Origin of the sequence: Moraxella lacunata, assembly GCF_002027545.1 — a bacterium.
GTDB lineage: Bacteria > Pseudomonadota > Gammaproteobacteria > Pseudomonadales > Moraxellaceae > Moraxella > Moraxella lacunata.
In genome coordinates this window covers 1-13054 of sequence record NZ_MXAN01000065.1, presented here as the reverse complement: position 1 = coordinate 13054, position 13054 = coordinate 1, and the positions used below count along the sequence as shown (strand labels likewise).

Here is a 13054-nt window from a genome sequence, read left to right as displayed (position 1 = left end):
AATACCCAATCACAGACAGTTTAAAGTCGGTTGTGTATTTTGCCATAAAAAGCACCCCAAAGGTTAGTGTGTCTAACTTTTGGGGTGCGGTTCATTGTTGTGGTGTTAAGTTAGATGAATTACCTTTATCTGTTAGAAACTGGACTTGCCCCAACTGCAACACAAACCACGATAGGGACATCAACGCCAGTATCAACATTTTAAACAAAGCGGATAAGATTTTAAACTTATCTTAACAAAAACCTTGGCGGGTGAGTTCTATCCCCAATTTTAAAATGCCTATGGAGCTTATGTAAGACCTACGCCAAATAGCAAGGGCAACAAGCGATGAAGTAGGAAGAAAACGCTAAATTTGCCTTTGGGTAGATTTGGGTAGGTTTTTTGGAACGGGTCTATTAAATCCGCTCATCATCTTCATGAAAAATATAATCATCAATGTCTGTTTGATTAAACTGGCTAGGCGGTATGATTTTGCCAATGTCGGACAAGCCAAGAGCGTCTGAGGCGAAGTTTTTAAACATGAGTTTTTCCTTTTTAGATGGATTTAAAACAAGCTCATTTATTGTAGCGCAAGCATTTTTTATTTTAAAAGACAATCGTGTTAAAAGATGTGAGTTGGGTTTTTATTGACTTATGGTGCTATCGTATTTGTAATTACCCCCAAAAACGATTAAAATAACCCCCTTTTGCCACATTTGGTAGATTATCAAGGATTATTTATGTCAAAATCCCCTTCAATCTTTGGTGGGGCGATGATTATCGCAGGCACCGCCATTGGGGCGGGTATGCTCGCCAACCCCACTGCCACGGCAGGTGTATGGTTTTCATGGTCGCTGTTGCTGTTCGCCTACACTTGGCTTTGCATGTACGCATCGGGTCTTATGATATTAGAAGCCAGCACCACATTCTCTTCAAATGCCAACCTCTCAACCATCGTTAAATCCTTGCTCGGCAATGGCTGGAATACCGTCAACAGCCTATCGCTCGTCTTTGTGCTGTACATCCTGCTCTACGCCTACATCACCAGTGGCGGGGGCTTGACCGCCAGTCATCTGTCTGCCTTGATAGGCACAGACATCGCCCCACGCCTAGGCTCGCTCATCATCAGCGTGCTGTTTGCGGTGTTTGTATGGCTCTCAACTCGGGTCGTGGACAGGGTGGCAAGCGTACTGATGATTGGCATGATAACCAGCTTTTTCATCTCTGCCTTTGGTATGATGTCATCGGTCAGCCTAGATACACTCTTTGACACTCACGCCCCGACTGGCACGGCTTACACGCCCTATATTTGGGTGGCATTGTCCACGGTGCTGGTGTCGTTTGGCTATCATATCGGCGTGCCAAGCATGGTCAAATATTTTGGGGGCGACACCGCCAAAGTCGCCAAATCGGTCTTGATAGGCTCGCTCATGGCACTCACATTTTACCTGCTGTGGCAAGTGGTCGTCCAAGGCAACCTACCACGCACCGATTTTGCCCCCGTCATCGCCAAAGACGGCGATGTGGTAACGCTACTGGGGGCGATTGGCAAATCGGGCTTTATCGGCACCATGTTGGGGGCATTTGCTTACATGGCATTGACCAGTTCCTTTTTGGGCGTGGCGTTGGGGTTGTTTGACTTTTTGAGTGATTTTTTTGGGTTTGGCGATGACAAAACAGGGCGAGCCTATGCGGTGGCGGTGGTATTCTTACCGCCATTGGTACTAAGTCTGATTGCTCCATTTGGCTTTACAACCGCCATTGGTTTTGCAGGGCTTGCCTTGACCGCATGGGGTGTCATCGTCCCTGCCCTGCTTGCCAAGGCTCACCGCCAAAAATACCCCGACAGCACTTACCGAGCTTTTGGCGGTCAGTTTATGATTTATTTTGTTATCGTCTTTGGTGTGATAAACATCATCGCCCAAATTGGCGGTTATTTGGGTGTGGTGCCAAGTTTTGGCGGGTAGATTCGGGCAAGGACGTTTGGTTTTTAAAAATAAAAACCCACACCCCACAAAAAAAGCCCCGTATCTTTGCAGGGCTTTTCCTTTATCTTTCTTATCTTAATTTTAATGTCATGAGTGATAGCACCACAAGGATAATACACACAATCCAAAAACGTATCACAACCTTGGTTTCTTTTAGTCTCATTTCTTCAAAATGGTGGTGCAAAGGTGCCATGCGAAAGACTCGTTTTTTACGTAGTTTGTACGAGCCGACTTGAATGATGACCGACAAGGCTTCCATGACAAAAATACCGCCCATTAGGATAAATGCCACTTCTTGACGTGTCATTACCGCAATCGTGCCAAGCATACCGCCTAGGCTCAACGCCCCCACATCGCCCATAAATACTTCGGCAGGGGCGGCGTTATACCACAAAAAGCCCAAACACGCCCCAATCATGGACGCACACACCACGACCACTTCGCTGTTATAGGCGATATACGGCACGGACAGATAGCTTGCCCATTCCACATGACCCGACACATAAGCAAACACCCCAAGCCCTGCCGACACCAGCACCACAGGCAACGCCACCAAGCCGTCCAAGCCGTCTGTTAAATTGACTGCATTGGACGTGCCATTAATGGCAAAATAAGTGAGCGTAATAAACCCAAGCCCAAACGGTATGGCAGACAGCGGAATGACCCAATCTTTAAAGACAGGCATGAGCAAATCCTGCATGGCGTGCATGGTGGTGGGGTTTTGTTGTAAAGAGATATAATACAGCGACCCACCAGCGAGCAACGCCCCCACCGACAGCCAAAAATATTTCTTTTTGGCGACCAAGCCTTGGGGGTTTTTGTGCTTGATTTTTAGCCAGTCATCACGCCAACCGACCGCCCCAAAGATGACCATGACCGCCATCAAAATCCACACATAAGGGTTTGTCAAATTTGCCCACAGCAACGTAGAGATTCCAATGGCAAACAAAATCAGCACACCACCCATTGTTGGCGTGCCTTGCTTGACAAGGTGCGTTTTTGGGCCGTCTGTGCGTACCGCTTGACCGTATTTGAGATTTCTAAGATAGGCGATGACAGGCTTGCCCGCCATGAGTACAATCGCCATGCTCGTCATGACCGCAAGCAAGCTCCTTAGCCCCAAAGACGCAATGGTCTGGCTATATAAAATGTCAAAATAATCAATGAGCCAATATAACATCGTTTACTCGCTTACAGGTTGGGTTAAATCGTGGATTAAGGTTTCCATGGTGGCACTTCTTGACCCCTTAAACAGCACGACAGACGGCTCGTTTAATAGGGTTTTTAATTTTTCTAATAAGTCCGCTTTATTGGCAAAATGCTCGCTGTTGCCACGAATGCCATTTAAACTCTCCGTGCAATGCTTCATGAGCGTGCCGACCGTCAAAACATGGTCAATATCAAGCGTGGCAAGGGTTTGCCCAAGTTTACCATGCTCAGACACCGCTTCATCGCCAAGCTCGCCAATGTCGCCTAGCACCAAGATTTTTTGCCCGCTCTCGTTCGCCAAAACCTTACCTGCCATATGGATAGAGTTGGGATTGGCGTTGTAGGTGTCATCTATCAAGGTATGCTCGCCAAAACTAAGGCGAGTCAGCCGTCCTTTTGGTGGCGTGGCACGCTCCAAGCCTGATTTTATCTTATCAAGTGGCACGCCCAAAGCCGTGGCAATGGCGGTGCTGGCTAGGGCGTTTACCACGTTATGCTCGCCCACAAACGGCAAATGCACATCCGTGCTGTCAAGCTCATCTATCGCCAGATTGACCGTCAGCTCAAAGTCGCTGTGCGTGCTGGCACAGTCCACATCATCGGCAAACACATCGCCCATAATCAGCACGCTGTCAAGGGTGGATAGCTCGTCTATCTCGGCTTGAGACAGTTTGCTAAAATCCAACGCCTTGTCAGGGCGTTCGGCTCGCTCGCCAAAGGTAATGTACTGCTCGGTAAATTTGGCACTTTCGTCTTTTAAAAAGTCAAAAAACTCATCGCCAAAGGGTAGCACCGCCACGCCGTCCGCCCCCAATGCCGAAAAAATCTCCGCCTTGGTGCGAGCGATATTCTCACGACCGCCAAACTCGCCCAAATGAGCCGTACCGATATTTAGCACGCACGCCACGTCAGGCGACACCAGTCCTGCGGTGTAGGCAATCTCGCCCACATGGTTCGCCCCAAGCTCCATGACGGCAAATTCATGTTCATCGGTGAGCTCTAATAACATCATCGGCACGCCCAAATCGTTGTTTAGGTTGCCACGGGTGGTCAAGGTGGGGGCAAACTGCCCAAAAATCGCCCCAAGCATTTCTTTGGTGGTGGTCTTGCCAGACGAACCCGTCAGGGCTATCACGGTAAGATTGGGGTGGACATCACGGCGGTATTTGCCAAGTTGCCCGAGTGCCAAACGAGTATCATCAACGACAATCTGGGCAAAATCGCCCACGGCACGGCTTGTAATGGCAAGGCTTGCCCCCTTATCAAAAGCGGTGGCGACATAGTCATGACCGTCAAAATTATCGCCCTTTAACGCCAAAAACACATCGCCCTTTTCAATCTTGCGAGTGTCTGTCGTAATACGAGTGCTTTGGGTAAAGTCATTGGCGTTATGCCATGTGGGGTTTAGGCTGGCTAATGCCTGTGTTAAATTATCGGTTTGCCAAATATATGGGGTCATGGGGTTCTCTGTTTATTTGGGTTAATTTTTAAAATCCATCTTAATCAATATTGCCTTTAAATGGAATTTGTAGGGGCAAATCACATTTGCTCTGCATAAAGCATTGATTGTTGGGCGAATAAATTGTCCCTACACATTAATATTGCAAAAACATCTTAATTGAACAATACCGAATTAAAATCATCCGTTAAAGCCGTCATACCTGCTTCATTAAAAGCAGTTTTGTCAAAGGTCATTGTTTTTTGACAATGTGATGATTGGTTAATTTTACAAATCAATAAATCTGAAAAATCCGCTTTTGTTGCTTGATAAATTTGCAATACATCTAATAATAATTCACGGTTTTCAAATTCAAAAACGTGCATGGCAAATAATTCATCTAAAATAACGATAATCTGCTCTCTGGTCTTTTTATAACTGCGAATTAACACCCAAATCAATTCTACCACAACCGTATTATTGATAAATTCTTGATTGTGGGCGGTTAAACTTTCCAAAAAATCACTGGCAATTTTGGACTGAATAACATCATCTTGGGTAATAGACTTCTTTCCAAACCCCGATTTTTGTGGATTTTTAAAAACCTCAANNTTTTTAGTTTGGAAAGAGATTTAATATATCGCACGAGTACATTGGTATCGATGCCGATTTTATTCGCCATAAACCGCTCCATGTTTAATGGCGGTATTCATCTCATCAATACTTACCGAATGCTCTGATTGACCAATGCCTTTTAAACGGCGAATATCCCCTTTTGGATAAGGTTGTTTATAAAAGGTTTGGATAATCAATTCATCAATACTAATGCCTTTTTGCTCGGCTTCATTGACAATCATTTGTTCTACATAAGGGGGTATGTTGATAATCATTTTTTATCCTTGACTTTATTTTTGGCATTGCCAATCAATATTGCCTTTAAATGGAATTGTAGGGGCAAATCACATTTGCCCTTTGATAACATGTTGATTTTTGGGCGAATAAATTGACCCTACAACCCAAAAAATAATTTCCTAACAATCAATCATTTACAATTTTAAGTTGAGAGTGAAGTAATGCTTATTTTTTGTTTAACAACTCCCTCACCACCGCCACATCATCAAAATCATACCGCACGCCCTGTATCTCTTGATAGGTCTCATGCCCCTTACCTGCTATCACGACAATGTCCTGCTCGCCTGCTTCTTTTATGGCAAGCTCAATGGCACGCTTGCGGTCAGGTTCTATCACGGTGCGATAATGGTCATCGCACGTCATGCCGACCTGCATATCGGACAGTATGGCGTTGGGGTTTTCGCTTCGGGGGTTGTCGGCGGTCAAGATAACCCTGTCCGCCAAGGCAAGCCCTGCCTGTGCCATGAGTGGGCGTTTGCCCTTGTCTCTGTCGCCCCCACAGCCAAAGACAGCAATAAGTTTGCCTGTGCAGTGGGCTTTTAGGCTTGTCAAAACTTGGGTCAAAGCGTCAGGGGTGTGGGCATAATCCACGATAAACGAACCACGCTCGGACGGCACTTGCTCCATACGCCCCCTTGCCCCTTTTAAGTGTTTGATATTATTTACAATTTCATCAAAACTTACATTCATGGCAAGGCTTGCCCCAATGCTCGCCAATAGGTTTGCCACGTTAAATAAACCTAACAACGGACTTTTTACCGTCATCTCGCCTTGTGGGGTTTGGATAACCAATTCCACCCCATTTAGGCTTGGGCTGATGTGTTTGGCAAAAAAGTCCGCCGTTGAGTCTTTGGTGCTGTACGTCCAAATGATAAGCCCAGACTGTTTGGCTTGGCGGATAAAAATCTCGCTAAATTCATCATCGGCATTGATAACGGCATGGGTCAGCGTGGGAAATAACGCCTTGTCAAAGAGCCGTGCCTTCGCCCCTGCATAGTCGTCCATGTCGGCATGATAATCCAAATGGTCTCGGGAAAGGTTGGAATACACCGCCACCGTGATTGGCACGCCTTGCAAACGGTGCTGATGGAGTCCGTGCGAGCTTGCCTCCAATGCGATACACGCCACCTCCGCTTTGGCATAGTCATAAATGGCGTGTTGCAGAGCGACCACTTCTAGTGTGGTGTGCGTGCTTGGGCTAAGATTTGGCAAAATGCCGTTACCTGCCGTTCCCATGACGGCAGTTTTGTGATTGGCAAGGGATAGAAGCTGGGCGGTAAGCTGGCTAATGGTGGTTTTGCCGTTGGTGCCTGTAACTGCCACGACTTTTGGCAAGTCCACCGCCCCTGTTTTTTGTAAATACGCCTTGACCAAATCACCCAAAATCAGACGTAAATTAGCAATATGCACAATGGGCATTTTGGTGTTATCCACGCCCATATCAGATGCACTTATCTCGGACAGCACCGCTTGGCTATTGTTACTATCAATATAGCCTTTTGCCTTGGACTTAATGTCAGGATTGACCGACAACAACACAAAAATCTCGCCACCTGCCACCTTGCGACTGTCCGACACAAAGCCTGCGATGAGCAAATCCTTGATACACCCCCAATCCATATCGGACACATGGGGCTGTAAAATTTCGGCAAAATCGTTGAATGTTGTCATAAAAATCCTTCTTAAAAATAAAAATAAAGTGGTAAAACAGCTCACTGGCTCGTATCTAGTGGTTTGTCAAATGGCACGTTATAAATCCTAAGCGTCTCTTTCATCACTTTGGCAAACACAGGGGCGACGGTTTGCCCAGCGTATTTGCCCCGCCTTGGGTCTTCTACCAAAATCACCACCACAAAACGGGGACTGGTCGCAGGGGCAAACCCTGCAAAGACGTTGCGGTATTGATCGGTATAATAACCGCCTGCTGGATTGGTGCGACGTGACGTGCCTGTCTTGCCCGCCACATAGTAGCCGTCAATGGCCGCGGCTGTCCCCGTACCGCCTTTTTCGGTCACGCTAATCATCATGTTGGTGATGTCTTTGGCATGTTGCTCGCTGATGACCTGCTCTGGGGCAGGAGCAGACTCTTCTTTGACCAGTCTTAGATGATTCATCTTACCCCCATTGGCAAGTGTCACATATGCCCCTGCAATCTGAGCTAGCGTGACCGACTGCCCATAGCCATATGCCAGCGTGGCACGACGGGTGACATCTTTGGCGGTCGGGGTATGTAACACGCCTGCCGACTCAGCGGGCAAGTTCAAAGCCGTCTTTTGCCCAAAGCCGAACTTTCTTTGCATGTTCACGATGGCATCGGGCGGTAAGTCTAGGGCAATTTTGGCGGATGCCACGTTGGATGACTTTTGGATGAGCTTACCCATGGCAATCACCCCATAGCGACCACCATCACGAATGCTGTACCCACCAAGTCTCATGCTACCCGCCCCTGTGTCAATGAGCGTTCGGGTGCTATACCGCCCCGACTCTAAGGCAGCTGCCACCGTCAAAGGCTTGACCACCGACCCCGGTTCAAAGGTGTCTAGCACAGGGCGGTTACGCTCGCTTGCCCCGTGTCTTTTGGACAAATCATTCGGGTTAAAGGACGGCCACGACCCCATGGCAAGCACGTTACCTGTCTGTACATCCACAATCATGCCTGAGCTTGACCGTGCCGACTGCACCCGCCCAAGCTCTTCTAGCTCTTTGTACAAAATATACTGCAACCGTGAATCTATGGTCAGATGAATGTCCTGCCCTGCCATCATGGGCGAGAGTTCTTTGATGTCACCGATACTGCCTTGCACCGCTCGCAGGCTTAGCACTTGACCATTTTGTCCTGTCAGCTTTTTATCGTATTTGGCTTCTATGCCTGTTCGCCCCCCATAGACAGGTGGGTCATCTTGGGAATAGCCCATATAGCCCAATATCTGTGCCATGGGTTCAGGTTGTAGATAGTAGCGTTTCTCGCTCGTCTCTCTAAACACGCCCTTAAAGCCTAACATGGTAACCCGCTGAGCCATCTCGGGGGCGACTCGGTTAAGTAGCACCAATCGCTTCGACCCCATCCCCGATGGCAGGGCTTGTTTGACAGCTTCTGGGTCATCCAGATCCACCGCCCCGTCCAAATGTACCGCCTGTTCTAATGTTTCACGTGAAACACCACTGGCAACCGCCAGCGTTTCTAGATTCATCTCATCAAGTTCTTGCAGTAGCTTTTGGCGACGCTCTTCGCCTTTGGTGTTTTTGATTTTCTTTTGCAAATCATAATACGCCAAAGCATAGTCATAAGGGCTAAAAATCACCGTGCTCAAAGGGGCATTGGCAGCAAGCGGAGCCCCATTGGTGTCATAGATGTTGCCACGATGGGCGGTGATGGTTCGCTTACTGGTGATGAGCTTGTCGCCTTGGCTGATGTAGTAGTCGGCATTGGCGATTTGAAGCCAATAAGCACGAGCGAAAAGTGCCGAAAAACACACCACCATAACCGCCCAAACTATCTTATAACGCCCCACATCTTGAAGCCCACCCAACAGCGAGACGCCCGAGCTTTTTTTTCGTTTGCGTGTTTTTTTCAGGGGGCTTTGGGTTGACTTTTGGGCATCAGATGTGCGTTTGATGGCATGGCTTTTGTCCAGCTTTTTGCCCAGACTGCCGATTTTGCTTAGTTTCTCGCCAATATCACTCTTGGGGGACGTATTTGTCTTTTGCCCTGAGCGGTTTTGGTTTTTTGGGTGTTTGGGCTGTTTTGGGGTTTGGTCGTTTTTACTCATAAGACACCCCCGTGTTATCTAGATTGTCTAAATTACCAAGCTCGCCCCATTCATCTTGATTTATCTGCTCTTTTTTGGTTGGATAATGCATGCCAAGCTCGCCCACCGCTCGCCTTGCCACCTGTGGGGTTGCACTAAATGTCTGCTGTTCGATGAGCAGGCGACTCTCTTCGACTTGCATGTTCGCCAGTTGCTGTCTTAGGCGGGTAAGTTCTTGATAGGTCTGATGGCGTTTTTGGGTTTGTGTGGCTATCATTACGCCCGTGATGAGAATCCCGAGCAGTAATCCAGCGACAATCAGCCGATACAAGCCCGCCAAGCTCATCCGCTCGGTCGTGTATTCGTGTAAGTCGCTGTCAGCACTTGGATTCATGGGGTTGTGATTTATAATGGTTTAAATGATAAATTAAATGGGACAAATCATGGCTATAATAAATCAATTGGATGGCTCAAATGCCGTCTGATTTCGCCTTGCCCCACGCAAATAGGCACTTCTGGCACGCACGTTGGCACGAATCTCGATATCGCTTGGGGTGATGCGGTAGGGCCTATCAAAATATTTGGGGCGTTTTGGTGGTATGGGTAATTTATCATCGCCATCATGTCGCCCTTTGCTGTGATTATTTAAAAACTGCTTAATGATGCGGTCTTCTAACGAATGAAAGCTAATCACCGCAAGCTGTCCGCCTGATTTTAGGGCAGTTAAGGTTTGATTTAAAAAGTCTTTGACATCGCCAAGCTCGTTATTGATAAATATCCGCATGGCTTGAAAGCTCTGGGTGGCAGGGTGCTTGCCCTTTTGCCAAGCAGGGTGGGCTTGTTTGATAGTCTTGGCAAGCTCCAACGTGGAGTTGTAATTTTCCATCGCCTTAATCGCACGGGCGATTCTACGGCTATGACGCTCCTCGCCATATTCATAAAGCACATTGGCAAGAGTCTCCTCGTCCACGACTTTGAGCCATTGCCCCACACTTTGACCACGGCTGGTGTCCATACGCATGTCCACCGCCCCATCTTTCATAAAGCTAAACCCACGAGAGCCATCATCAAGCTGTGGGCTAGACACACCCAAATCCGCCATGATGCCGCTCACTTGACTTATGCCAAGTCTTGCCAAATTTTCATTAAGACTGGCAAAGCTGTCATGCACCACCACCACACGGCTGTCGGTTTTGGCAAGATCGTCTGCTACCGCTATCGCTTGTGGGTCTTTGTCAAAGACGATGAGCGTGCTGTCAGCGGTCAAATAATCAAGCAACAGACGGCTATGCCCTCCACGCCCAAAAGTGGCATCCACATACACGCCTGCCTGTGGCGAGATATCCGACAAATCGGACACGCCAAGCACGCCTGCTACCATCTCATGTAGTAGCACCGTTGTGTGAATAAAGGGAGCGTGGTCGTTGGTCATGATAAAATAAGTCAATACAAAAGAATACAAAAAGCCAAGTCCGCCATGACGCACTTGGCTTGCTTGGGTCGGCGTCACCCATAACGATAATTATTGGTTGGTCGCTGGCTTTGTTGCCTGTGTCTCCAACTGCTTCATCAGCTCTGCCATTTGTGCTTCGGCAGCAGCTTGAGAATCAGCGGCAGCCTTTTTGGCACTGGCTTCATCCAGTAATTCTACGGTAAAAATCAAGGTGCTGTTAGGCTCAATCACAGGCGGTGTCCCTGTTTCGCCATAACCCAACTCTGACGGCAAATAAAACTCGTATTTACTGCCAGCAGGCATGAGTTGTACGCCTTCGGTAAAACCGGGAATCATGTGACCTAGGTCAAACTGGGCAGGCTCGCCACGTTCATACGAGCTGTCAAACACCTTGCCATCAATGGTCTTGCCTTCGTAGTGTGCCACCACCACATCCGTCGCCTTAGGCTTGGCTCCTGTGCCTTCGGTGATGACTTTATATTGTAGTCCTGATGGCGTGGTTTTTACGCCTTCTTTGGCTTTATTTTCTTCTAAGAATTTCGCCCCTGCTTCTTTGTTGGTCGCCGCTTTGGTTTCTAGCTCTTTGACCGCATCTGCCTCTTTGCGTTTTTGGTATTCTTCAAAGATGGCACGAGCCTGCTCGTCGGTAAATTTACTCTCTTTGCCCTCAAAACCCTCTGAGAGTGCCGTTGCGATGATTTTTGGGTTAATCTCGCCATCCATTTCTTTTAGGTTTCTGCCTGCATCATGACCCAAGATGTAGCTGATTTTGTCCATTTCAGGACTTTGTTCGCTGATGTTTACGGTGCTGGCAGGCTTGGTGGAGGTATTACTCTCTTTGTTACAGCCTGTTAGGGCAAGCATGGACGCCATTAGGGCAGTCATCAAAAAAGTGGTGCGAGTGGTTTTCATTGTGTGTCTCTGTTATTTTGAAAAATAAAACGCCATTGGTAAATGTTGGTAAAAGTGTCAAATGGGCGTGCTAACTGTCCGACACCCAAAATCGCTTACAAATCACTTGGCTAAAAAATACAGCATATCATACCAAAAAAACATCAAAATCGCCATGATGATTGCAAAAAATTTTTAATGATATAAAACGCTTAGGTATGATTATTGTTACTTTATCTGTCTTTTATGCTTTTGTAAAAGACAAAGGCAGACTGCGTGGCGATTGGGGGTAAATGGGGCAGATTTTGGATTTGGTAATCAGCAAATAGGCATTTTTAAAAACAAAGCATTAGCCAATTAAGATAATTTTTTGCCATATAAATGTGCAATACATTCATATTTTACCATAGAACAAATGTGATTTGCCCCTACATATTTATCCAAAGATACGGTTAATTAACAATACCAAAACAAAATAAACGCCCCTTATCCTAACGACTTCTAAACACCTCCCAAAGCACCATACCTGTCGCCACGCTCACGTTCAGACTCTGAGGGCGGTCGGGGCTATCGGTCATGGGGATATAGACAAGCGTATCGCATAGCTCGCCTGTCAGCCGTCTCATGCCGTCCCCCTCTGACCCCATGACAATGGCGACTTTTCCGCCAAAATCACACGCCTGCAAGGGCTTGGCACTCTCATCAAGAGCCGTGCCAAACACAAACACCCCTGCCGATTTTAGTCTCTCCAAACACCGTGCCAAATTGGTAACGGCAACCACAGGCACACTCTCTGCCCCACCCACCGAGACTTTGGCGACCGTTGGGGTTAGCCCCACGCTTTGATGACGCGGCACGATGACTGCTGATACGCCCATGGCACTTGCCGTCCGCAGACACGCCCCAAAGTTGTGCGGGTCGGTAATCTGGTCTAACACCAAAAACACCGCATTATCCTGCTTAGCTAGGCTATCAAGCTCACTGTCGTCCAGCATGGGGCGAGAGCGTGCCGACAGCACCACGCCTTGATGTTGCGGACTGCCACACAGCTCGGTGAGCGTGTCTTTTTGGGCGGTTTGTACCGACACACCAAGCGATGTGGCAAGGGCGATAATCTCATCGTGGTTGTCGTTGTGATGATTGTCATAGCTTTGCACAAATAAGGCTTTGGCGTCCATGGGGCGAGTGTTTAAAATCGCTTTAATGGCGTGCATCCCATAAAAATGGGGCATGGCGGGTTTTTTGGGTTTTTGGGTGGGTTTTTTGTTTTTTTGAAGGTCTTTTTTGGGGTCTTTTTTAAAGGATTTTTGGGTGGTCATGGGGGTTTTCCAAATAAGGGTATATAAAGAGAAATGAATTTAGGTGATATCATTAGCGATTTGTAGGGGCGAATCATAGTTGCAAAGTATGCCAAACTAGGTTTTCCGTTCGCCCT

General features: G+C 47.5%; 12 protein-coding genes and 1 pseudogene. 2 read left to right on the top strand and 11 right to left on the bottom strand.

Annotated elements, in window-relative coordinates:
* Positions 1-236, top strand: a 236-nt coding sequence (locus tag B5J94_RS14825) for a transposase (protein WP_228144575.1), incomplete at its 5' end; no start/stop codon positions are given.
* A gap of 162 nt (positions 237-398) precedes the next feature.
* Here B5J94_RS14825 and B5J94_RS13925 read toward each other — a convergent pair.
* Positions 399-521, bottom strand: a pseudogene (locus B5J94_RS13925) (PH domain-containing protein); the annotation flags it as partial.
* Between the two features lie 198 nt (positions 522-719).
* Here B5J94_RS13925 and B5J94_RS09540 point away from each other — a divergent pair.
* Positions 720-1946: an aromatic amino acid transport family protein gene (locus B5J94_RS09540; protein ID WP_062501054.1), complete on the top strand. Its 1227-nt coding sequence runs from the start codon at positions 720-722 to the stop codon at positions 1944-1946.
* 91 nt (positions 1947-2037) lie between these two features.
* Here B5J94_RS09540 and mraY read toward each other — a convergent pair whose 3' ends face one another.
* The 10 genes from mraY to rlmB all read right to left on the bottom strand — a co-directional run bounded on the left by mraY (position 2038) and on the right by rlmB (position 12851).
* A complete protein-coding gene (gene mraY / locus B5J94_RS09535; protein WP_062501056.1) occupies positions 2038-3147 on the bottom strand; it encodes a phospho-N-acetylmuramoyl-pentapeptide-transferase in 1110 nt (369 codons plus the stop codon).
* A gap of 3 nt (positions 3148-3150) precedes the next feature.
* Positions 3151-4635 (bottom strand): UDP-N-acetylmuramoyl-tripeptide--D-alanyl-D-alanine ligase, encoded by a 1485-nt coding sequence (locus B5J94_RS09530; RefSeq protein WP_062501059.1) that lies wholly within the window; start codon positions 4633-4635, stop codon positions 3151-3153.
* A 155-nt stretch (positions 4636-4790) separates the two neighbouring features.
* Positions 4791-5132 (bottom strand): PIN domain-containing protein, encoded by a 342-nt coding sequence (locus B5J94_RS09525; protein ID WP_079364099.1) that lies wholly within the window; start codon positions 5130-5132, stop codon positions 4791-4793.
* 153 nt (positions 5133-5285) lie between these two features.
* Positions 5286-5504 (bottom strand): hypothetical protein, encoded by a 219-nt coding sequence (locus tag B5J94_RS09520; protein ID WP_062500218.1) that lies wholly within the window; start codon positions 5502-5504, stop codon positions 5286-5288.
* A 187-nt stretch (positions 5505-5691) separates the two neighbouring features.
* A complete protein-coding gene (locus tag B5J94_RS09515; protein ID WP_062500220.1) occupies positions 5692-7197 on the bottom strand; it encodes a UDP-N-acetylmuramoyl-L-alanyl-D-glutamate--2,6-diaminopimelate ligase in 1506 nt (501 codons plus the stop codon).
* 41 nt (positions 7198-7238) lie between these two features.
* The gene (locus B5J94_RS09510; RefSeq protein ID WP_079364098.1) at positions 7239-9296 is read right to left on the bottom strand and encodes a peptidoglycan D,D-transpeptidase FtsI family protein; all 2058 of its coding nucleotides are present in this window, start codon (positions 9294-9296) and stop codon (positions 7239-7241) included.
* Positions 9289-9669, bottom strand: a complete 381-nt coding sequence (gene ftsL, locus B5J94_RS09505; protein WP_079364097.1) for a cell division protein FtsL — start codon at positions 9667-9669, stop codon at positions 9289-9291. The genes B5J94_RS09510 and ftsL overlap by 8 nt, the downstream gene beginning before the upstream one ends.
* 63 nt (positions 9670-9732) lie before the next feature.
* Positions 9733-10722 (bottom strand): 16S rRNA (cytosine(1402)-N(4))-methyltransferase RsmH, encoded by a 990-nt coding sequence (rsmH, locus tag B5J94_RS09500; RefSeq protein ID WP_062500224.1) that lies wholly within the window; start codon positions 10720-10722, stop codon positions 9733-9735.
* Between the two features lie 75 nt (positions 10723-10797).
* Positions 10798-11640 (bottom strand): FKBP-type peptidyl-prolyl cis-trans isomerase, encoded by an 843-nt coding sequence (locus tag B5J94_RS09495; protein ID WP_079364096.1) that lies wholly within the window; start codon positions 11638-11640, stop codon positions 10798-10800.
* A gap of 470 nt (positions 11641-12110) precedes the next feature.
* On the bottom strand, positions 12111-12851 hold the full coding sequence (gene rlmB / locus B5J94_RS09490) for a 23S rRNA (guanosine(2251)-2'-O)-methyltransferase RlmB (RefSeq protein ID WP_062500225.1): 741 nt from the start codon (positions 12849-12851) through the stop codon (positions 12111-12113).
* Positions 12852-13054 lie beyond the last annotated feature (203 nt).

Bases quoted from the DNA above. Each gene is read 5' to 3' on its own strand.
- B5J94_RS09510 (WP_079364098.1), bottom strand. From the start codon at position 9,296: ATGAGTAAAAACGACCAAACCCCAAAACAGCCCAAACACCCAAAAAAC.
- rlmB (WP_062500225.1), bottom strand. From the start codon at position 12,851: ATGCCCCATTTTTATGGGATGCACGCCATTAAAGCGATTTTAAACACT.
- B5J94_RS09540 (WP_062501054.1), top strand. From the start codon at position 720: ATGTCAAAATCCCCTTCAATCTTTGGTGGGGCGATGATTATCGCAGGC.
- B5J94_RS09520 (WP_062500218.1), bottom strand. From the start codon at position 5,504: ATGATTATCAACATACCCCCTTATGTAGAACAAATGATTGTCAATGAA.
- mraY (WP_062501056.1), bottom strand. From the start codon at position 3,147: ATGTTATATTGGCTCATTGATTATTTTGACATTTTATATAGCCAGACC.
- ftsL (WP_079364097.1), bottom strand. From the start codon at position 9,669: ATGAATCCAAGTGCTGACAGCGACTTACACGAATACACGACCGAGCGG.
- B5J94_RS09515 (WP_062500220.1), bottom strand. From the start codon at position 7,197: ATGACAACATTCAACGATTTTGCCGAAATTTTACAGCCCCATGTGTCC.
- B5J94_RS09495 (WP_079364096.1), bottom strand. From the start codon at position 11,640: ATGAAAACCACTCGCACCACTTTTTTGATGACTGCCCTAATGGCGTCC.
- B5J94_RS09530 (WP_062501059.1), bottom strand. From the start codon at position 4,635: ATGACCCCATATATTTGGCAAACCGATAATTTAACACAGGCATTAGCC.